The sequence below is a fragment of the Desulfacinum infernum DSM 9756 genome, from assembly GCF_900129305.1.
In the GTDB taxonomy this organism is placed as follows: Bacteria; Desulfobacterota; Syntrophobacteria; order Syntrophobacterales; family DSM-9756; genus Desulfacinum; species Desulfacinum infernum.
Window position 1 is genome coordinate 1 of sequence record NZ_FQVB01000044.1, and the last position, 21,042, is coordinate 21,042.

Annotated in this window: 13 protein-coding genes; 7 read left to right on the top strand and 6 right to left on the bottom strand. The window is 61.9% G+C overall.

Annotated features, from left to right (window positions below; translation table 11 throughout):
* Positions 1-353: 353 nt before the first annotated feature.
* Genes BUB04_RS16400 through BUB04_RS16410 form a run of 3 tightly spaced genes read right to left on the bottom strand, consistent with a single transcriptional unit; the run spans position 354 to position 3,306 of the window.
* On the bottom strand, positions 354-2,027 hold the full coding sequence (locus BUB04_RS16400) for a SidJ-related pseudokinase (RefSeq protein ID WP_073041498.1): 1,674 nt from the start codon (positions 2,025-2,027) through the stop codon (positions 354-356).
* Positions 2,024-2,821: a histone deacetylase family protein gene (locus BUB04_RS16405; RefSeq protein ID WP_084076592.1), complete on the bottom strand. Its 798-nt coding sequence runs from the start codon at positions 2,819-2,821 to the stop codon at positions 2,024-2,026. The genes BUB04_RS16400 and BUB04_RS16405 overlap by 4 nt, the downstream gene beginning before the upstream one ends.
* The gene (locus tag BUB04_RS16410) at positions 2,815-3,306 is read right to left on the bottom strand and encodes a hypothetical protein (RefSeq protein WP_073041500.1); all 492 of its coding nucleotides are present in this window, start codon (positions 3,304-3,306) and stop codon (positions 2,815-2,817) included. The genes BUB04_RS16405 and BUB04_RS16410 overlap by 7 nt, the downstream gene beginning before the upstream one ends.
* Positions 3,307-3,576: 270 nt before the next feature.
* Here BUB04_RS16410 and fadR point away from each other — a divergent pair, with 270 nt between their 5' ends.
* The 5 genes from fadR (at position 3,577) to BUB04_RS16440 (ending at position 11,580) form a co-directional block, all read left to right on the top strand.
* Positions 3,577-4,236, top strand: a complete 660-nt coding sequence (gene fadR / locus BUB04_RS16415; protein ID WP_073041501.1) for a fatty acid metabolism transcriptional regulator FadR — start codon at positions 3,577-3,579, stop codon at positions 4,234-4,236.
* Between the two features lie 52 nt (positions 4,237-4,288).
* The gene (locus tag BUB04_RS16420; protein WP_073041503.1) at positions 4,289-6,148 is read left to right on the top strand and encodes an acyl-CoA dehydrogenase; all 1,860 of its coding nucleotides are present in this window, start codon (positions 4,289-4,291) and stop codon (positions 6,146-6,148) included.
* A gap of 82 nt (positions 6,149-6,230) precedes the next feature.
* The gene (locus BUB04_RS16425) at positions 6,231-7,427 is read left to right on the top strand and encodes a thiolase family protein (RefSeq protein ID WP_073041505.1); all 1,197 of its coding nucleotides are present in this window, start codon (positions 6,231-6,233) and stop codon (positions 7,425-7,427) included.
* Between the two features lie 22 nt (positions 7,428-7,449).
* Entirely contained in the window at positions 7,450-9,495 is a 2,046-nt protein-coding gene (locus tag BUB04_RS16430) for a 3-hydroxyacyl-CoA dehydrogenase NAD-binding domain-containing protein (protein ID WP_073041507.1), read from the top strand.
* Positions 9,496-10,104: 609 nt separating this feature from the next.
* A complete protein-coding gene (locus BUB04_RS16440; RefSeq protein ID WP_178372026.1) occupies positions 10,105-11,580 on the top strand; it encodes a hybrid sensor histidine kinase/response regulator in 1,476 nt (491 codons plus the stop codon).
* 71 nt (positions 11,581-11,651) lie between these two features.
* Here the strand turns inward: BUB04_RS16440 and malQ are convergent, their stop codons facing one another.
* Entirely contained in the window at positions 11,652-13,871 is a 2,220-nt protein-coding gene (malQ, locus tag BUB04_RS16445) for a 4-alpha-glucanotransferase (RefSeq protein WP_073041513.1), read from the bottom strand.
* A gap of 1,185 nt (positions 13,872-15,056) precedes the next feature.
* Here malQ and acs point away from each other — a divergent pair.
* The gene (acs, locus tag BUB04_RS16450; RefSeq protein ID WP_073041514.1) at positions 15,057-16,994 is read left to right on the top strand and encodes an acetate--CoA ligase; all 1,938 of its coding nucleotides are present in this window, start codon (positions 15,057-15,059) and stop codon (positions 16,992-16,994) included.
* A 160-nt stretch (positions 16,995-17,154) separates the two neighbouring features.
* Here the strand turns inward: acs and BUB04_RS16455 are convergent, their stop codons facing one another.
* Both BUB04_RS16455 and BUB04_RS16460 read right to left on the bottom strand, forming a co-directional pair.
* Complete coding sequence (locus BUB04_RS16455) at positions 17,155-17,466, bottom strand: hypothetical protein (RefSeq protein ID WP_143156534.1); 312 nt, start codon at positions 17,464-17,466, stop codon at positions 17,155-17,157.
* 342 nt (positions 17,467-17,808) lie between these two features.
* A complete protein-coding gene (locus BUB04_RS16460) occupies positions 17,809-19,182 on the bottom strand; it encodes a sigma-54 interaction domain-containing protein (protein ID WP_073041518.1) in 1,374 nt (457 codons plus the stop codon).
* A gap of 217 nt (positions 19,183-19,399) precedes the next feature.
* Here BUB04_RS16460 and BUB04_RS16465 point away from each other — a divergent pair, with 217 nt between their 5' ends.
* The gene (locus tag BUB04_RS16465; protein WP_073041520.1) at positions 19,400-21,037 is read left to right on the top strand and encodes a tetrathionate reductase family octaheme c-type cytochrome; all 1,638 of its coding nucleotides are present in this window, start codon (positions 19,400-19,402) and stop codon (positions 21,035-21,037) included.
* Positions 21,038-21,042: the final 5 nt, after the last annotated feature.

The following is a 21,042-nucleotide window of genomic DNA, read 5'->3' on the forward strand; positions in this document are numbered from 1 at the left end:
CGTTTCTCGCCCTTTCGTCTGCGAGTGCCACAGTATCTCGACCATACCTTGCCGCTTTGACACGGTCTGGACTTCGTCCTTCCCTAGGAGACTCGTCGAGTCGTAAGGCCGAATCGCGTTCGTCATCCTGCGGACTATGTGTTCGTCTCCGGTTGCTTCCCACCCCGCCTCACGGCGACGCAGTTACCTTCGACTACCGGGAGCGGGCATCTCCCGGAAGAGGACTTTCACCTCTCTGATCACGCCTGCTCCCAGGCGCACTAGGGGCGGTTCGCGAACCGCCCCTACCTGGAATCATCAGCCCCAGCAATGACCCTGCTCCCCGTTTGGGGACGGATTTCCCACGATCTTTTTCAGGCTGGCGCGGGCAGGGCCTCGCCGGCGAAGCCCCTCCGCTGGTGAAAATAGCGGCCGCTGATGCACAGTGCCGAGGCGGCCCCCACGAAGCGAATCATTTCGGGAAGCGAGATGCGGTCGTTGAAGGCTCCCAGGTGGGGGCCGGTGCGAAGGACGATCTCCTCCCGACCCCTGCGGTATCGGCCGGCCTCATCAGACGGAAAACCCCTGTCCGTCAGGAACCGGATGAACTCTTCGTCCGTCATCTGTTCCTGATCGGGCACCCTCAGGATCTCCTCCATGTGCCGGTCCACCCCCATCTCCTCGATCATCCGCCGGGCCAGGTGTTCCAGATCCCATCCGGGTTCCGGGGCCGGCAGTCCCTCCGTAAAGCCTTCGTAGTACTTTTCGAAGACGCTTCGGACGGCCTTCGTCAGAAACGCCCGATCAAAGAGGTGTCGGGCGTCCACGGGCGATCCGTCCGCTTGAAGCCCGCGCCGGCCGGGATCCCGATTGCGAAAGTAGCTTCCCGTTACCAGAAGAAAACTCAACAGATGCATGCCCACCTGTTCATAGAGCGAGACCCCCGAGGCCCCTGCAGGCTCCAGGTGTTCCAGGTCCCGGATGCCGGAACGGCCGAAATTGGGAAAGTCGCACGACTCCAGCCACCGGTCCAGGCGTCCGCCCCGCGGCCACCGATAGACTCCCCCGTCGTTTCGGCGGTGTTGCTGCACCCGGTTGTGGAAAAGGGGAATGGGGGCCGTGTGCACCACGCCCCGGGATGCCAGCCTCCCCAGGTACAGCGCGTTCCGGCACAGGGTCTCCAAAAAGACCGCCTTGGACGGCAGCCTGCCTCCACAGGGCTGGTTGGGATAACAGAAGTAGCCCCGGGGAGCCCGAAAGGCCACGGCCCACTCCGCCTTCCCCGGACCGGAAACGTCCGACGGGCGGCGTTTGGTCAGTCGGAAAAGCCATCGGCCGTCCAGCTTCAAGGGCAGGGGAATTCCGCCCAGGCGGCCCAAGCGGGTGTCTTCCCAGCGCCACAAAAACCGCATCCAGCCGATTTCCCGAAGGAGGAGTTTCGCCCCCTGCTCCTCGGAGGCCGTTTTCACCACCAGGATGCCGGCGTCGGCGCCCCGATCCAGGATCAGGCTCCGCCCCCGCGACAACCAGCCCTGGGGGCGGCTTAGAGCCGCAGGGCCCCGTTCCCGGGAAGCAGCCAGGTCCGCCAGGCGCTTCAAAAGCTCCGGGAGGGAAATGGGAAGGGCCTCGGACAAGTCTCCCAAGGGCATGTCCGGAGGGCTCAAGGCTAGGGGAAGGCCCCCCAGCACCTCGGAAGACGCCCGCTGACAGGGCTCCTCCCCCTCCAGGGCCAGCGACTCCAGAACCCGGCGGGCATGCTCCACCACGTCCCGTCCCGGGCAGTTCTCCATGATGAGACGAAGTCCCGTGGCCGCCTCTTTACAGAAAAAGAGGGCCTGGCGCTGCCTGAGATAAGGCCGGTGGGTCAGGAATCGCCGAACAAGGCGAACCGCTTCGTGGTCGGCGGATCCGGGATTCTCCAGAAGGAATCGGTTCAGTTCCTGAACCTTGAGATAGGCCCCCGCGAAATCGGAAGGCAGCCGACGCATCTCGTCCTTGATGCGCCCCCACGGCCGAAACCCGGTCGGCTCCCGTCCCTGCCGGCTCATGGCCGTCCCTCCGGCGGGGCCCCGGGGAATTCCTTCCCTTCGAGCCCCCGGCAGAAGGCCAAGACGGCTTTTCCCAGCTCATGGGCCGTGTAGCCCCCTTCCAGGAGGGCGAAAAGGCGCCCGCGGGCCTTGCGGCGTGCCGTCTCGCCCAGAGCCCGTCCGATGCGGTGGTAGTCCCGGTTGGTCAAAAGATTTCCCCAATCCTGCACGTGAAGATCGAATCCGGCCGACACGCCGATCACATCCACGTCCGGAAGAAGCGCCAATCGGGTCATGAGCCGGTCCACGAATTGGGCTCCGTCGGCCAAGGTCATGTCCACCAGCTGAACGCGCGGATCCCCTCCCAGGATCTCCGCCGTACCGTCCCCCCGGTGCATGTCGATGTCCACCACCGCCGCACTCTGCACAGCCCCCGTTTCCAGGAGCGAGCGGATTGCCACCGCCATGTTGTTGAAAAAACAGAAGCCGCCGTAGCGGTTACGGCCCGCGTGGTGCCCGGGAGGGCGGATGGCGGCGAAGGCGGTCCGTCCGGACAGGGCCAATCGCGCCGCGCAAAGGGCCCCGCCGGCCGCCAGGAAGGCCGCCTCCAGGACGTCCATGCCTTCCAGCTGGACACGCACCAGATGCTCCGGCTCGTGGGCCCTCAGGACATCTTCCTTCCGGGCCGGATCCGGGGTGACGACCGGGTAGTGGTTCTTGAGTTTGGAAATGACGGCGCGGGCCCGCGCCGGGGTTTCCACGGCACCGGTGGGATAGCGCCTGAGATAGCCTTCGTGAAAGACAACCGTCAGCACGAGGGTTCATCCGTCGTCTGAGCCGCCGCAGCCTTACTCTCGTAGGGACTTCGGGATGTTACCACTTCCTTGAGCTTTTCCGCAATGGCATGGTACAGGGCCAGGGTCTCCGGGGCCCCGTAGCCCTTATCGGCGTGGATGAAGACAGGCTGGCCGTTTCCGTACTTGAGCTTGGAAGAAACCACCACGTAGGGAATGTGGCGCTCCTTGTCGCACTCATGGACCAGCTGGATGAAATGGCCGCGGATGAGGATGAGATCCGGCGTCTGGAACTGCGGGTGCATGTGGTAGGCGAAGGCCTGCTCCCGGGGAAACTGGCGGATCTCCACGCTCAGGCCGTGCCGGGCGCAGATCTTTTGGAGCAGCTTTCCGTCCAGGCCGCAGTGGAGCATGTAGAGCAGAAGCGGCCTCTGGAGCGGACCCGCCGGTTGGGCATTTTTGTCTTTTTCTTCTTCCGTCATGGCTTCCGACACCCCCATCTCCATGTCTTTCTCGATTCTATCACCAATGAGTGACGAGTGACGAGTGATGGGTGAGGGGTGAGGGGTGAGGAGTGGGGAGTGGGGAGTGGGGGAGAGGGGGAGAGGAGAAAGAGGACCGGCAATGGATTCCAATGGGCACAGAAGGGCTCGGACGGCTGCGGAGAAAAATTATCCGCCCCGGCACTCTTCACTTCTTACCCGTCACTCGTCACCCGTCACCCGTCACTTTTTCCCTTGACAGGGGCCTGGGGAAAAGTTTAATCAGCTTTCTGAATGATGGTTCATTCAGAAGGAGGCGCGGCCATCGCTCGCAACAACCACAAAAATTCCGACAAACGACGCCGCATCCTGGACGCGGCGGTGAGCGTTTTTGCCGAAAAGGGCTTCTTCCAGTCCAAGGTGTCCGAGATCGCCCGCATGGCCGGCGTGGCCGACGGCACCATCTACCTCTATTTCAAGAACAAGGACGACCTTCTCATCTCCATCTTCGAAGAGAAGATGCAGGAGATCAACATCAGCTTCCGCAAGGCCTTGGAAGAAGAAAAAGGCGCTCGATCCCGCTTTCGAAAGCTCATCCACATGCACCTGGCCGGCTTCCAGGCGTACCCGGAGCTGGCCGCGGTCCTGCAAGTGGAGCTGCGGCAGAGCAGCCGTTTCATGCGCGGCTACAAGAAGGTGGAGCTGAAGAACTACCTGGATCTCATTGGGGAAGTCATCGAGCAGGGTCAAGAGGAGGGGGTTTTCCGCCCGGACATCCCGCTGGGCCTGGCCAAACGGCTGGTCTTCGGCACGTTGGACGAGGTGGTGTCCACGTGGGTGTTGGCCGGTCGGCCCTACGATCTGGAGACGTTGGCGGATCCCATCGTAGATCTTTTCCTCAAGGGCATCCAGCAGGATCCCCGAGGGGAGCGGACGGAAACCGAGCGTCCGTGACGGCCCGGAAGGTCCACACGGACAGAGCGACCAACAAGGGGAGGACACGGTCATGAAGCTGCTGGTGGATGAAAGGGACCTCAAGTTCGTTCTTTACGAACAGCTGAACGTGGAGGATCTCTGCAAGTATCCCAAGTGGGAAGAGTATTCCAAGGAAATGTTCGACATGGCCTTGGAGCAGGCCGAGAAGCTGGCCGAGCAGGAATTCTACCCCACCAACAAGAAGGGGGACCAGGAAGGATGCCGTTTTGAAAACGGCATGGTGAAGGTTCCCGAATGTTTTCACCAGCCCTACCGGCTCTACTGCGAGGGCGGCTGGTTGGCCATGGCCGACGACCCGGAAGTGGGCGGCCAGGGCTTTCCCGCCACGGTGGCCAACGCCTGCGTGGAATTCTTCGCCGCCGCCAACTGGGCCCTGCTCATGTACCCGGGCCTGACCCACGGCGCCGCCCGGCTGCTCCAGCGCTACGGCACCCCGGAACTCCAGGAAAAATACATGTACAAGATGTTTTCCGGCGAATGGGGCGGCACCATGTGCCTGACGGAAGCCGGCGCCGGAAGCGACGTGGGCAATCTGCGCACCAAGGCCATCCCGGTGGGCGACGGGACCTACAAGATCGAAGGCCAGAAGATCTTCATCTCCTCGGGCATGCACGATCTCACCGAAAACATCGTGCACATGGTGCTGGCCCGCATCGAAGGGGCCCCCAAGGGAACCAAGGGCATCTCCATCTTCCTGGTGCCGCGGCTTCTGGTGGACGACAACGGCAACCTGGTGGACAACGACGTGCACTGCGCCGGCATCGAACACAAGATGGGCATCCACGGCTCGTCCACCTCCGTTCTCAACTTCGGTGAAAACGGCAAGTGCATCGGCTATTTGATGGGCCAGGAAAACAAGGGCATGCGCATCATGTTCGACATGATGAACGAAGCCCGCCTCTTCGTGGGGATGCAGGGCCTGGGCCATGCCAGCGCCGCCTACCTCCACGCCCTCCAGTACGCCAAGGAGCGCATCCAGGGTACGCCTGTGGAACGCATGAAGGACCCGGGGGCGGAACGGGTGGCCATCATCAACCATCCCGACGTGCGCCGCATGCTCATGTTCATGAAGGCCAGCACGGAAGGCATCCGCGGGCTGCTCCACCTGACCGCCTACTGCATCGACCGCACGGAAGTGGCGGAAACCGAAGAGGAACGGGAACTTTACCAGGGCTACGTGGATCTTCTCATCCCCATCGTCAAGTCCGTGGGAAGCGATCTGGGCTTCCGGGTCTGCGAGACGGCCGTGCAGGTTTACGGCGGATACGGTTACACCTCCGAGTACCCGGTGGAACAGTTCCTGCGCGATTGCAAGATCGCCTCCATCTACGAAGGCACCAACGGCATCCAGGCCCTGGACCTGGTGGGCCGCAAGATCGCCATGAAGCGCGGACGGCTCTTCATGAACGCCGTCAAGTTCAGCCGCGAAATGGTGGCCAGGTTCAAGAAGAACTACCGCATGCGGGAAATGATCGAGATCTACGAGGAAGCCGCCGAAAGCCTGGTGCAGGTCACCAAGTTCTTCGGCCTGAAGGGCATGACCGACGAGTTCCACGTGCCCATCCTCTACGCCAAGCCGTACCTGGATCTGTTCGGCGACGTGGCCATCGGCCTCAATTTCCTGTGGCAGGCCTACATCGCCGACCGCAAGCTCCAGGAAATCTTCGCCGACCACAATGCCAAAGACGAAAAGGCTCAGAGGGCTCTGCTGGAATCCAACCGCAGCGCCGCCTTCTATGCCGGCAAGATCGCCTCGGCCAAGTTCTGGATGACCCAGGTGCTCACCCAGGCTTCGGGCAAGGCGCGTGCCATCATGCTGAGCGACAAGTCGCCGCTGGAAATTCCGGAAACCGGCTTCGCGCTGGTCTAATCCTTGATCTCGTGAAACGGGGAGGCTCCGGCCGGAGACGGCCCCCCTCCCCCGCCCTTTACGCTCAAAAGGAGGAAGTCTCATGAAACCGAGAGACGTGGTACTGGTGGACGGCATTCGCACGGCATTCGGCAAGGCCGGTGAAAAGGGCATTTTCTGGATGACCCGCGCCGACGACATGGTGGTGAAGGTCATCCGCGAGCTGATGCGCCGAAACCCCCAGGTGAAGCCCGAGATGGTGGAGGAAAACGTCTGGGGCGCCACCACCCAGGAAGGCGACCAGGGCCTCACTATGGGCCGCACCACGGCCATCCTGGCCGGGCTGTCCGAATCCACGGCGGGCTATTCCGTGGACCGCATGTGCGCCGGCGGCATGACGGCCGTCACCTGCGCCGCTTCGGAAATCGCCATGGGCGCCTGTGACATCGCCATCGCGGGCGGCGTGGAGCACATGGGCCATCACCCCATGGGCGCCACGGCGGACCCCAACCCCCGGTTCCTCACCGAGAAGCTCGTATCCGAAGACGCTCTGGTGATGGGAAAGACCGCCGAGAACCTGCACGACATGTTTCCCGAGATCACCAAGGAAATGGCGGACGAATACGCGCTGCTCTGCCAGAAGAAGGCCTTCAAGGCCTACCAGGAAGGCAAGATCCAGAAGATGATCGTCCCCATGACCGTCTACACCAAGAACGGCTGGGTTGTGGCCGACCGGGACGAACAGCCCCGCCCGGACACCACTCTGGAAGGTCTGGCGAGCTTGCGCACGCCGTTCCGCGTCCAGGGCAAGGTGACCCCCGGCAACGCCTCGGGCCTGAACGACGGCGCTTGCGGCGTTCTGCTCATGACGGCGGAAAAGGCCAAGGAACTGGGCCTCAAGCCCAAGATGCGCCTGGTGGGCTACGCCTTTGCCGGCGTGAAGCCGGAGATCATGGGCTACGGCCCCATTCCCTCCACCAAGAAGGTTCTGGCCCGCACCGGCCTCAAGTTCGACGACCTGGACGTGGTCGAGCTCAACGAAGCCTTCGCCGTGCAGGCCATCGCCTTCATGAGGGAATTCGGCATGAAGTTTCCCGATGACAAGCGCCTCAACCCCTACGGCGGGGCCATCGCCTTCGGGCATCCTCTGGCCTCCTCCGGTCCTCGCCTGATGGTGCACCTCATGCACTACTTCGAGGAACATCCGGAGGCCCGCTACGGTCTGGCCACCATGTGCGTGGGACTGGGCCAGGGCGGTTCGGTCATCTGGGAAAACCTGCAGAACACCAAATCCGAATAGGGTGAGGCAAGGAGGGAACGTCATGGGCGAACCGGTAACCCAATTTCTGGTCAACTTTTGGAACTCCCCCGTGGGCAAGATCGCCATCGTGACCATGGACAACGGTCACGACTACAAGAAGCCCAACGTCTTCAGCGAAGCGGCCCTTCAGTCGCTCAACGAGGCCATCAACAAGGTGCTGGCCGAGGGCGACGTGAAAGGCCTCATGCTCACGGGCAAGCCCTATATCTTCGCCGCCGGCGCGGATCTCACCCAGGTGCCCTTCGTAACCACCTTCGAGCAGGGCTACCAGATCGGCAAGGCCGGCCACACCATCATGAAGCGCCTCATGGACCTGCCCTTCCCCACGGTGGCCGCCTACAACGGCGTGGCCCTGGGCGGGGGCCTGGAAATCGGCCTCTACTGCGACTATCGCACGGTGGCCAAGAGCGTTCCGGCCATGGGATTCCCGGAATGCTTCATCGGGCTCATTCCGGGCTGGGGCGGCTGCACCCTGGCCACCAAGCTCCTGGGGCCCGAAAAGGCCTTGGAGCTCATCGTCTTCAACGCGTTGAACCAGAACCGGATGATCAACGGCCCCCAGGCCTTTGAGATCGGCATCGCCGACCGGTTGTTCGACGGCGCCGAATTCTTCGACGAGTCCCTCCAGTTCCTCGTGAACATTATCTCCGGCAAGGAAAAGGTGGAGCGCCCGGCGCCCAAGACCGCCAACCTGAAGGCCGCCGTGAGCAAGGCCAAGGCCTTCGTGGACAGCAAGGTCCACGGGGCGGCTCCGGCCCCCTACCGGGCCATCGAGCTCATCGAAGGCGCCGTGAAATGGGACATCGACCAGGGCTTTGAAGAAGAAAACAAGGCCCTGGGCGACCTGGTCAAGAGCCGCCAGTGCAAGTGCTCCATCTACGCTTTCGATCTGGTGAACCGCTATGCCAAGAAGGTCAAGGGCATCCCGGACGTGAAGCCCAAGCCCGTCAAGAAGGTGGGCATCATCGGCGCCGGCCTCATGGCGTCCCAGCTGGCCCAGGTCTTCATCTATCGACTGGGTGTGCCGGTGGTGATGAAGGACATCAAGCAGGAGTTCGTGGACAAGGGCGTGGCCTACGTGCGGGGCGAATTCCAGAAGATGGTGGAAAAGGGCCGCATGCCCGAGGCCAGGGCCCGCTATCTTTCCAGCCTGGTCCACGGCACCCTGAGCTACGATGATTTCGCCGACTGCGACTTCGTCATCGAGGCCGTCTTCGAGCGGATGGACATCAAGAAACAGGTCTTCGCCGAGGTCGAGGCGGTGGTCAGTCCCGAGTGCATCCTGGCGACCAACACCTCCTCGCTCAGCGTCACCGAAATGGGATCGGATCTGAAACACCCGCAGCGGGTGATTGGCTTCCACTTCTTCAATCCCGTTGCCGTGCTGCCGCTGGTGGAAGTCATCAAGACGCCCCAGACCGACGACCAGACGCTGGCCACCGCCTTCGACCTGGCGAAAAAGCTCAAGAAGACGGGTGTGCTCGTCAAGGACGCCCCGGCCTTCCTGGTGAACCGCCTGCTCACCAAGATGCTCTCCGACTGCCTGACCATGGTGGACGAGGGCGCGGACTTCATCCAGGTGGACGAAGCCCTGCTGGCTCTGGGCATGCCCATGGCCCCGTTCGACCTGCTGGCCCTGGTGGGCTTCCCGGTGGCCTATCACGTGTGCGAGACGTTGAACCGGGCCTTCGGCCCCGAGCGGTTCCCGCTGAACGCCAACTTCAAGAAGCTCATCGACGCCGGCATCAACAGCATCTACGTGCCGGGTTCCAAGGTGAAGAAGGTCAACCCGGAAGTGGAAAAGCTCTGGGAAAAGAAGGGCGACAAGGAGTTCCACCCCGACGAGATCCGCGACCGGGTGCTGAGCAACCTGGCCAAAGAAATCGACCTCATCCTCAAGGAGAAGGTGGTGGACAGCTCCCGGGATGTGGACCTGGCCATGATCATGGGGGCCGGCTGGCCGTTCTTCATGGGCGGCATCACCATGTATCTGGACATGGCGGGCATCACGCCCAAGGTGCTCCAGAAGGTGTTTTTCAGCTTCTGATGGGAAAGGCACAAGGTTAAACAAGGGGAAAGGCGAAAGGGATAGGATCGAGGTCCTGCGCCTTTTCCCCAAAGCCATAAGGGGAAGTGCCCGCAGGGTGCTTCCACGGTTTGCGGGCGGTGCCGAACTGAAAGGGGAAGGCGGTGCGGCACCGTCCGGATCCCGACGGCCTTCGGGCCGTCGGGACTCTTCCCAAAGCGGGTTCTGCCCGACCCGGTTGGAGGGGCTGGGAGAGGGCGTCATGAGGCGGCCGCCGGAAGGCGGCCGCCTCCTTTTCCCATTCGGCATCTCTCCGTCTTATCCCAAATTGCTTCAGACTCACATCCCTGCCTCTTTGGGGAAGGCCCAGCCCTTCGGGCCCTGTGCGCCACCTGTCGTTTTTTTGCTCTTTTTTTTCAAAGGCCAACTTGGCTATGAATAGACCATCCTTATAAGTGCCCTTGCCCTGAAACACCCAAACCACCCATGCATGCTGTGGTGCGGTCGGATCGCACCCGCGTTGTGGAAAGAGGGTTTATGCGCAAGAAGCCCAGGACGCCGGCTCCTTCCGAAGTACCTCCTCCAAGCAACATTTCGTCCGGCCCGTTGGATTTCATTTCCCAGGAGTGGGTGGCCGAAACCATTTCCGGACTCCTCAATGTGGGGGTGGCCGTCGTATCCAAGGAATATAAAGTCCTGTGGAGCAACCGTGTCCTGAAGGACCTCTTCGGCGAACCCGGGACCATGCCCTGCCACCTTTTTTACAACCAGGCGACGTCCCCGTGCCCGGGATGCGGAGTCAAGGAAATCTTCGAGAGGGGTGGGGGCAATGTGGTCCACAAACAGACGGGGCTGGACGCTCAAGGAGACCCCGTCTATTCAGAGATCATCGCAACGCCTATCCGGAACGAAAAAGGAGAGATTTCCGCCGTTCTGGAACTGGTGATCCCCATCACCGAAAAGGTGCTTGCCCAGGAACGGAACAAGCGGCTTCATGAAAGGCTGGAGCGGGCCCAGAAGATGGACGCGGTGGCCACCCTGGCCGGCGGGATCGCCCACAAGTTCAACAACCTGCTCACCATCCTGCTGGGCCATCTGGAACTCATGGGCTTTCGAAGCCCGCCGGATGAGATGCAGGCGCACAGCATGGACCAAATGCGAGACGCCTGCCTGCAGATGCGGGACCTCACGGCCCAGCTTCTCGCCTATGCCCGAGGCGGCAAGTATCAGGTGGAAAAACGCCGTCTTGGTGAGTTCCTGGAAGAAGTCCTTCCCAAGCTCCGCTACCATGTAGCCCCTACCGTCCGTCTGGACCTGCAGGTGGAGCCGGGGGGCTGGAAGGTGGAGGGGGATTTTTCCCAACTGCAGATGGTGCTGTCCGCCCTGCTGGCCAACGCCGGGGAAGCGGTGTCCGACCATGGAAACATCCTGGTGCGGTGCCGGAACGAAACCCTCGGCCCCGCCGAAGCCTCCGCAGCGGGCAACCTGCCTCCGGGTCCCTACGTCCACGTTTCCGTGCAGGACGACGGGGAGGGAATGGACGAGACCACGCGCCGACGCGCCTTTGAGCCGTTCTATTCCACGCGGTTCCAAGGCCGGGGCCTGGGACTGGCAGCGGCTTACGGCATCGTTCGCAACCACAACGGGGCCATTTCGCTGGAATCCTCCCCCGGTGAAGGCACCACGGTCCACGTCTATCTGCCCGCTGCGGATGCCCCCGTCGAGGCTGGGAAAGTGCCGCAAGCGAGCGGGAGTGCGGTGCTTTTCATCGAAGATGAGCCCCTGGTCCGCCAGATTGCGGAGTCCATCCTGGAGGAGCTGGGGTACGAGGCGGTGTTTGCAGACGACGCCGCCCAGGCCCTGGAAATCCTGGCCCAAAGCCGGACCCGCTTTGATTGGATCTTCATGGACATGATCTTGCCCGACATGCACGGCCGGGAGCTTTTCCGTCGCATCCGGGCCCTCCTTCCCGAAAGCCGCATCATCGTGTGCAGCGGTTCTCTTCCAAAGAGGACGTTCGGGAGTTGCTGGACGCAGGGGCCCTGGCCTATCTTCAAAAGCCCTTCACGCCCACGGATCTGCAAAAGGCCATATCGGAAGGCATGAAGAAACTCTCCCCGTAACCTCTCACCCCGTCCTTCATCAACCGTCGACTGTCCCCCGTCACTCCTCACGGATCACGGCCTGCGGTTCACGGCCTCCACAATCCGGGTCACGCGCCGATGGCGGCTCAGGTCCTCCAGAAAAAGAGAGAGCTTTCGGCGCCAGTTGGGGTGTTCCGTCACGGTCCCGGGGAGGTTCACCTGCTCCGTCTCGCCGCAGAGATCCTCCAGGGAAACCGCCAGCATTTTGGCCGGGGTGGCCGCCAGGTAGCCGTAGAGGGCGGCGGCCCGATTCGCCGCCTCTTCGCCGGAGGATGCCTTCCCGGCCTCGTCCGATTCTTCTCCGTCGCCGGTCCGGTAGGGTTTCAGCCTTTCCAGGAGCAGATCCTTGTCCCTTTCACGGACGGCCCGCATCTTTTGCAGAAGCTCCTCCGAAGGGAAGAGTCCCAGCTGCTCCCTCACGTCCAGATCCCGGGCGCTCCAGAACCCTTCCAGCGTGGGAAGATCGTGGGTGGCGAAGGATGCCAGCGAAAGGGCTGGATATTCGGCGGGATCCCGAAAACGGCCGGCATCGTCCCTTTCGAACAGGCACAGGCGGCACCCGAAGATCTTCTTGCGGCTCATGGTCTCGCGAACGCCTTCCGGGACCGTTCCCAGATCTTCTCCCACCATCAGGCACCGGTTCCTGCGGCTTTCCAGCGCGACGATTCGGATCAGGTCGTGGAACGGATAGTGAACATAGGCTCCTTCCCTGGGAGAGGCCCCCTCGGGGATCCAATAGAGGCGCATGAGCCCCATGACGTGATCCAGGCGCAGGGCCCCCGTCACCTGCATGTTGGCTCTCAAGATCTCGATGAACGGTTTATAGGCGCTTTTTTTGAGCGCTTGTGGGGAAAAGGGGACTACGCCCCATTCCTGGCCGTTGACGTTGAAATCGTCGGGCGGCGCGCCCACCCGCACCCGCCGGTTGTAGAGGCGGGGATCCATCCACACGTCCAGTCCGGCGGGATCCACCCCCACGGGGAGATCCCCGTAGAGGCCCACCGCCAGCTCTCGGTCCATGGAACATTGCCCGCAAGCCGCCCACTGTTCCCAGGCATTCCAAGCGCAATATTGGTGGAAGGCCAACCCTTCGGCATGGGCTTCGGCAAATTGCCGTACTTCCGATGATCGGCGATTTCGATAGGGTTCGGGCCACAAGGGCCAGCCCCATACCGACGGGTCCCGGTCGCGGAAATAGTCATCCAGGGCATGGAATACGCCGTAGTGGAAGAGGTCTTCGCCCTTTTCCCGGCAGAAGGCCCGGAAGGCGCGCGCCCGCTCCGTATCCTTCGCCCGATGGTGATCACGGAAATGGCGAAAGAGCTCTTCCAGGATCCGCCTTTTGAGGGCCCAGACCTTGGAGTAGGCAACCAAGGGCTCGCTTCGCAGGCGCTCCACCTGCCGTTCCGCTTCCTGAAGAGTCACGGAGCCGCCTGCCTGCCGGATTTCCCCAAATTCCGGCACGGCGGTCACGTCCAGGTACCAGGGCTGAAGGTGCCTCCGGCTGGAAGGCGCGTAGGGGCTGCATTTTTCCGGATCGTTGGGAAAGAGCAGATGGAGGGGGTTGATCCCCACGAACCCGGCCCCCCGGTCGGCCGCCCAGTGGATGAGCGCCTTCAAATCTGAGAAATCGCCGATGCCCCAGTTGGTCCCGGAGCGCAGTGCATAGAGCTGGGCCGTTACTCCCCAAGTGCGGCCCTCCCCCGTCAGGGCTTCGGGCACGTAGGCGTGGCGGGGAGCTATGATGATAGCCTGCGCGTAGGTTTCTTCGGAACCCGAACGGAACAGAAAAAGGTCCAAATGATGATAACCCGGTGGCAGCGGGGCGCTCACCAGGAAGAGGCGTCGTTCGTAGCGCACCCCTTCCACCAGAGCCCCTTCCACCGGGATACCGGCATCCAGGCGGCCTTCCCCCCACAGTTCTCGCCCGTCCTCGCGTCGGAGCCGATACCGGAAGAAGGCGTCGCTTCGTCCTTCGGGAAGGGTCACCAGCAGAGGCACGGCGGGATGGTCTTCCTGGAGCACTTGAACGGGTTCGACCACGGAAGACCATTTTTCCATCATCGCGGTCCGTAAGGAGTTTTCCAGGTCCTTTGGATTTTCCGCGGGGTATCCCAGGCTGTGGAGAAGCGCCTTGAGCGAATCGCGGCCCACCGACCTCTCCCGTCCCCAGGCATCCCGATAGACCGCCTGGACCCCCACCAGGTCACAGAGCGCCTTTAGCAAAGTCTGTTCCCGATCTCTTCCCTCCACCCCGGCACCTCCTTCAGCACCCGCCAAGCCCTTGGATGAGTCCCTCCCATGCGCGGAAGGCCGTAACCGGCAAAGACTACAGAATTCCCACGAGCCGGGCAAGGCAAGGGGGCCTTGCTCCCGAGAACGAGTCTCCTTCCTCTATGGCCAAGGGACCCGAAGTCATTCGTAGCCGAGGGGCTTCAGACCCGCGGAAGGGGACCATCCCAAAACCGCCAAAATCGGCATTCTCGGACAGGTTCCTAGGAGCCTGTCCAAGAACTCCCCTAACCGTCACTCCCGCGCAAGCGGGAGTCCATAGGTTGCCGGAAATACTGGATCCACGCTTTCGCGGGGATGACGAAGGGGCGTTGAACGAAGCAAATTCGCCATTGTCGGACAAGCTCCCAGGAGCCTGTCCGAAAACGCTGGGGCTGACCGCTTTTCTCGTAGCGCAGCCCTTTAGGGCTGCGGAAGACTGCCGGGCGTCGGATGGGCCATCGGCTATTGCCCGTCACTTCATGGGGTTGCGATGGCCGTCTCCCGCGGGGCTGAAGCCCCGCGGCTACGAGGGATCCCAGATCTCCGACATCTTGAGCCGGAGAGCCATTGTCGGGCACGCTCCTAGCAACGTGTTGACAAGCCCCGAAAGCCCTGCTATGGGTATCTTAACGTAGAGAGGAACACTAGGCTTGGATGTGCTGCTGTTTCGTGTTCCTGCGGATAGCTGATCCGGACTCGACTTCACAAGCGGTTTTTACTCACTTTCAGAACGACCATTCTTTTCGCACCTTCGGTTTCACCATCCCATCTCAAGTGGACGCTGGGCTGGGCGAGTGCGGTTGTCTGCGGAAGACCCGCCGAATTACCCTTCTGCCCGCTCCACGACAGAATGAGTCTTCATCCCTTTTCGGGCCGCACGGCTGCGAGCACGTAAATCTTATGCGGCTTGCGTAGCAGGAGTCGTGCACCGGAACGCCGATTCGTTCGCCCCGCATCCCCCGCTCCCCCGAGGGATAGGGCGGACGGGACACCTACAGACTCCGAAACGAAGGGAAACCATGAAACCATACCGTCTTCGTTCTTCACGCGCCCCCCCGATGCCCGCACCGAAGCGAATCGCCGGCTCCCGAGGCGACGACATCTGCCCGGTTGGCTGCTGCAGCGCAACCCAAGGACGGCACTAGACAGGTGGGGAGGATTTGAATGAGCGGCAATCTGGTTTTTCCCGTTCCCGAAGAGTGGAAAAAGAACGCTTGGTGCGACAACGAAAAGTACCTCCAGATGTACGAGTGGTCCGTGAAGGACCCGGAAGGATTCTGGGCGGAACAGGCCAAACGCATCGACTGGTTCGAGCCCTGGCACACGGTCAAGGACGTCTCTTACGAAGGCGACGTTCACATCCGGTGGTTCGACGGCGGGAAGCTCAACGCCAGCTACAACTGCCTGGACCGGCACCTGGAAAAGCGGGGCGACCAGGTGGCGATCATCTGGGAAGGGGACGACCCGGGAGAGGATCGCAAGATCACCTACCGTGAACTGCATGAGGAAGTCTGCAAGTTCGCCAACGTGCTCAAAGCGCAGGGGGTGAAGAAGGGCGACCGGGTGACCATCTACATGCCTATGATCCCCGAGCTGGCCGTGGCGGTTTTGGCCTGCGCCCGTATCGGCGCCATCCATTCGGTGGTTTTCGGCGGCTTTTCGCCGGAATCGCTGGCCGACCGCATCCAGGACTGCGAAGGAACGCTGCTCATCACCGCCGATGAGGGGCTACGGGGCGGCAAGAGGGTTCCCCTGAAGGCCAACGCGGACGAGGCCCTGCAAAAGTGCCCGGAAGTGAAGACGGTCATTGTGGTCCGCCGCACCGGTGCGCCCGTCAACATGGTGGCGGGGAGGGATTTTTACTATCATGAATTGATGGAAAACGCTTCGGCCGACTGCCCCGCCGAAGTGATGGACGCGGAAGATCCCCTCTTCATTCTCTACACGTCAGGGTCCACCGGAAAGCCCAAGGGAGTGCTCCACACCACGGGCGGTTACATGGTCTATACCAGCCTGACCCACCAGTACGTCTTCGATTATAAGGACGGGGACGTTTACTGGTGCACGGCGGACATCGGCTGGATCACCGGCCACAGCTACATCATCTACGGCCCGCTGGCCAACGGCGCCATTTCCATCATGTTCGAGGGCGTGCCCAACTACCCGGACTATTCCCGGTTCTGGCGCGTGGTGGACAAGCACCAGGTGAACATCTTCTACACCGCTCCCACGGCCATCCGGGCCCTCATGCGCCAGGGCGACGAGCCGGTGAAGGCCACCTCACGCAAGTCCTTGAAACTTTTGGGCACGGTGGGAGAACCCATCAACCCCGAAGCCTGGCTCTGGTACTACAACGTGGTGGGCGAAAAGCGGTGCCCAATCGTGGACACCTGGTGGCAGACGGAAACCGGCGGCATCCTGATCACGCCCCTTCCCGGAGCCACCGACCTCAAGCCCGGATCGGCAACGCGTCCCTTCTTCGGCGTCCAGCCGGCCATCATCGACCAGGAAGGCCGGATCCTGGAAGGCGCCTGCGAAGGCTATCTGGTCATGCTCGATTCGTGGCCGGGCCAGATGCGCACCGTCTACGGAGATCACCAGCGCTTCATCAACACCTACTTTGTGCAATATCCAGGGAAATACTTTACCGGGGACGGTGCCAAGCGCGATGAGGACGGCTATTACTGGATCACCGGGCGCGTGGACGACGTGATCAACGTCTCAGGCCACCGGCTGGGAACGGCCGAAATCGAAAGCGCCCTGGTGGCTCACGAGGCCGTGGCGGAAGCCGCCGTGGTGGGATGCCCCCACGACATCAAGGGCCAGGGCATCTACGCCTACGTGACCTTGGTCCAAGGCGTGGAACCCACCGAAGAGCTGCGGAAGGCCTTGGTGCAGTGGGTGAGAAAGGAGATCGGTCCCATCGCCACGCCCGATTTCATCCAGTGGGCCCCGGCGCTTCCCAAGACCCGATCGGGCAAGATCATGCGCCGCATCCTCAGGAAGGTGGCCGCCAACGAGATCGAAAACCTGGGCGACACCTCCACTCTGGCGGAACCTCACGTGGTGGAGGATCTGGTCAAGAACCGCTTGGTACAGTAGGGAACACGCGAAAGCCGTAGGGGCGACCCATGAATCGCCCCTACGGTCTTGCCGGTCTCCTGGTCGAAGGGCTCCTCCCCGCAAACCGTCCGCGCGGGGCAGAGCCCCACTCCCCGTTCCAAGACGGCAGCCGGTCCCGAGGGACCAACCGGGAAATTCCTCACAGGCGGATCTGGACCACTTCGGCCGGCCCCTTGGGGTCGTCCTCGTCCAGATCCGGAAAGATCTCCTCCAAGGAAGCCGACCGGACCCGCCTCAGGCAGTCGCGCAGCGCCTCCTTTTCCGTGTTTCCCTTGCCGAAATAACGGCGCCGCCCCTTGACGAAGATCAGATTGGGAAAGGCCCAGTAGCGAAAAGGGGTGTCCCCGCCCGCAACGATTTCGTAGACATCGATGAGAAACTTTTCCTTGCCCCGGTTCAACTCGTAGGTCTGGACCTTGGCCAGCATTTCACCGTCTTCCACCGTGATCATGGCCGTCCTCCCGCGTTTGTTGGATGCCGCCCTAAAAAGATCGGACGAACCCTCCCGGGCCGTCATGGCGCTGTGGGTGCGGCGATCTAGCGACGGAAGTTCCTATTGCCTGGAGCAAGCAGAGCGGAAATCTTCAGGAGGAGGGATGGGAAGGGGGCAGGACTTTGAAGTGGCTGCAATCCGGTTGCACCGTCCCGGCGTTCCACGGATCCAATGTCCGCACCTGTCAGGCTCGTCGTGTTCCAAATCGTATCACGGGGCGAGCCGGTGGAAAAGGGGGCTGGGCCGGATGATTGTCCGACAAGAAGCAACGGGGCTTCTTCGGGGCGCCGCCCATCCCTTTCAGCTTATGCCGTACTTCTTCATGCGCTTCCAAAGGGTCACGCGGCTGATTCCGAGAAGTTCGGCGGCCTTGGTGCGATTCCCCCGAGTCTCTTTCAGGGCTCGAATCACCGCCCGCCTTTGCTCGTCCTCCCTGGACGCCCCAGGGACCGCCGTCGGTAGAGACTGGCCCGGCGACCATTCGCAAGATTGGGCCACACCCCCCACGATGCGCGCCGGCAGATGCTCGGGAGCGATGAGGTCCCCTCGGCACAAAACAAAAGCATATTCCATGGCATTCAAAAGCTCCCGGACGTTTCCCGGCCATGCATATCGAACCAAACAATCCAGCGCCTCCCGGGTGAGTCCCTGGATGCGCTTGCCGCTCCGTGCTGAAATGCGTTCGATGAAGGCCTGCGCCAACAGGGGGATGTCCTCCAGGCGTTCCCGAAGGGGAGGGACCACGATGGGAACCACGTTGATCCGGTAGTAGAGATCCTCGCGGAAAAGGCCCTGCCGGACCAGCTCCTCCAGGCTCTTGTTGGTGGCGGTGATGATCCGAGCATCCACGGGAATGGGGCGATGATCTCCCACCCGCTCGACCTCCCGAGCCTCCAGGACCCGAAGGAGTTTCACCTGAATGGCCGGAGAAATGTCTCCGATCTCGTCCAGGAAGATACTTCCCCCGGAAGCCGCCTCGAACCGGCCGATCCGAGACTGGATGGCCCCGGTAAACGCTCCCTTCACATGCCCGAAAAGCTCGCTTTCCAGGAGACTCTCGTTGAGAGAGGCGCAATTGACCTTGATGAAAGGTCCCTTGGAGCGCAAGCCCGCCTCGTGAATGGCCCGCGCCACCAGCTCCTTGCCCACGCCCGATTCGCCGTAGATGAGCACCGGCGCTTCCGAAGAGGCCACCTGCTCGATGAGCTCTCCCAGCCTTCGAATCGGCTCCGAAAGCCCCACCATGCCGTGGGCGTAGCCCCCCCGCGCCAGGCGCACCCTCAGCCCCCGGATCTCCTCCTCCTTGGCCACCACTTCGGAGATGTCGTTCAGGGTCTCCACCGCACCGGCCACCCGCCCTTGAGCGTCATGGAGCACCGTGGCGTCCTTGACCACGTGGAGCGTCCGTCCGTCCTTGGCCTTGATCTCGCAACGGCGGCGTCGGATCGACTTTCGCCGAAACAGGGTGCACCAATGCCCGTTTTCCAGATGCGCGGTGATCTCACAACCGGTGCAGTTGAGCACCTGGCAGGATCGTCCCACCAGCTCCGAGCTGCTGTAACCCGTCATGGCCTCGAAGGCCGGATTCACCGCCAGGATGCGCCCTGTCGTGTCCACCACCAGGAGGCCGTCGTGCATGGTTTCCACCACGGCACGGTACAAGCTGTTATCCATCTTGTTTCCTTCGCGTTAAGGTATGTTTCCCTTGCCGGCAAACATTGCTTAACACTCAGGGGCATTTCCGCACAATGGCCTTTTGATTCCTCCACTATATTCAAGATGTTCCATTTTGACCTCCGGGTCCGGTTCGCTGGCACGTTTCTTGTCTATCATGATGAGGACGTTCTTTTACTGTTCAAGGAATCGTATAGAAAGAGAGGTAGGAAACGGTATGCAAACCCATGGAACCCGCTGGCGACTCTTGTATTTGTCCGCTTTGGCGGTCACTTTCTGCGTCCTGCTCATGCCCCATGGGGCTCGGGCGACGGCGGAAGCCGATCCCGGCAAGCAGTTTCCCTACGGCATCCCCTATTCCCCCAACAACACGGCGGATCATTCCAAGTTCAAGGAGCTGCAAAAGGAATTCTCCTCCCCGGAGGAAGTCACCCAGGCCTGCTTGGGATGCCACACGGAAGCCGCCACCCAGATTCACAAGACCATTCACTGGACATGGCTTTGTCCGGCGGCCAAGCCCGAAGCCAAGCTGGGCAAGGGCGGGGACGTGATCAACAATTTCTGCATCAATATCCAGTCCAACGAACCCCGGTGTACGTCCTGTCACATCGGCTATGGTTGGGAGGACAAGAACTTCGACTTCTCGCGCCAGGACAAGGTGGACTGCCTCGTGTGCCACGAACAGACGGGCACCTACAAGAAGTTCCCCACGGCGGCGGGCTATCCGCCGGCCAAGCCCACCCAGTTCGGAGGCAAGACCTTTATGCCGCCGGAATGGAACAAGGTGGCCCAGTCCGTCGGTCGTCCCACCCGGAAGAACTGCGGCACATGTCACTTCTTCGGCGGCGGGGGGGAAGGGGTCAAGCACGGCGACCTGGACGCGAGCCTTTTCAGCCCCAAGAAGGCCCTGGACGTGCACATGGACGCCGAAGGCCTCAACTTCACCTGCACCCGGTGCCACACCACGGAGCGGCATGCCATTTCCGGACGCTGCTACAAGTCCAGTGAGATCGTAGATCGGCGAAGTCTGTTGGACTACGATCAGATCAAGCGGATCACCTGCTACGCATGCCATTCGGAAACACCGCACAAGAACCACATCAAGGCCAACGATCACACGGACAAGGTGGCCTGCCAGACATGCCACATCCCCGCCATCGCCCGGGAGCATTCTACCAAGATGTATTGGGACTGGTCCCAGGCCGGCAAGCTCAACGAAAAAGGCAAGCCCGTGGTGAAGGAAAAAGACGGGCGCATCGTCTATGACGGCAAGAAAGGCGCCTTCCGGTGGGAAAAGAACGTGGTGCCCGAATACTTTTGGTTCAACGGAAAGATCCAGTACTTGACCCTGACGGAAAAGGTGGACCCCTCCCAAAACCCGGTGCAGCTGAACCGGCCCATGGGATCCTATGACGACCCCAACGCCCGGATCTATCCCTTCAAGGTGCATCGGGGCAAGCAACCCTACGACCCGGTCCACAAGACCCTGATCGTGCCTCACCTTTTCGGCAAAGACCCCGACGCCTACTGGAAGGGCTACGACTGGCAGAAGGCAGCAGAGGCGGGCATGGAATACGTGGGCCTGCCCTTCAGCGGCCAGGTGGACTTCATCGAAACCCAATTCGTCTTCCAGTCCACCCACATGGTGGCCCCCAAGGAACAGGCCCTTTCGTGCGTGGAATGCCACAGCCCCAACGGTCGGCTGAAAAACCTGAAGGGGTTCTATGTGCCGGGCCGCGATTCGCATCCCGCCGTGGACGCCCTGGGCTGGGGCGGCATGCTGGCGGCCCTGGTGGCGGTGCTGGCCCACGGGGGCGCACGATTCTTCAGCAACGGCCGCAGAAAAGACAAGTAATCGTT

Bases quoted from the DNA above. Each gene is read 5' to 3' on its own strand.
- BUB04_RS16400 (WP_073041498.1), bottom strand. From the start codon at position 2,027: ATGAGCCGGCAGGGACGGGAGCCGACCGGGTTTCGGCCGTGGGGGCGC.
- BUB04_RS16410 (WP_073041500.1), bottom strand. From the start codon at position 3,306: ATGGAGATGGGGGTGTCGGAAGCCATGACGGAAGAAGAAAAAGACAAA.
- fadR (WP_073041501.1), top strand. From the start codon at position 3,577: ATGATGGTTCATTCAGAAGGAGGCGCGGCCATCGCTCGCAACAACCAC.
- BUB04_RS16420 (WP_073041503.1), top strand. From the start codon at position 4,289: ATGAAGCTGCTGGTGGATGAAAGGGACCTCAAGTTCGTTCTTTACGAA.
- BUB04_RS16425 (WP_073041505.1), top strand. From the start codon at position 6,231: ATGAAACCGAGAGACGTGGTACTGGTGGACGGCATTCGCACGGCATTC.
- BUB04_RS16430 (WP_073041507.1), top strand. From the start codon at position 7,450: ATGGGCGAACCGGTAACCCAATTTCTGGTCAACTTTTGGAACTCCCCC.
- acs (WP_073041514.1), top strand. From the start codon at position 15,057: ATGAGCGGCAATCTGGTTTTTCCCGTTCCCGAAGAGTGGAAAAAGAAC.
- BUB04_RS16455 (WP_143156534.1), bottom strand. From the start codon at position 17,466: ATGATCACGGTGGAAGACGGTGAAATGCTGGCCAAGGTCCAGACCTAC.
- BUB04_RS16460 (WP_073041518.1), bottom strand. From the start codon at position 19,182: ATGGATAACAGCTTGTACCGTGCCGTGGTGGAAACCATGCACGACGGC.
- BUB04_RS16465 (WP_073041520.1), top strand. From the start codon at position 19,400: ATGCAAACCCATGGAACCCGCTGGCGACTCTTGTATTTGTCCGCTTTG.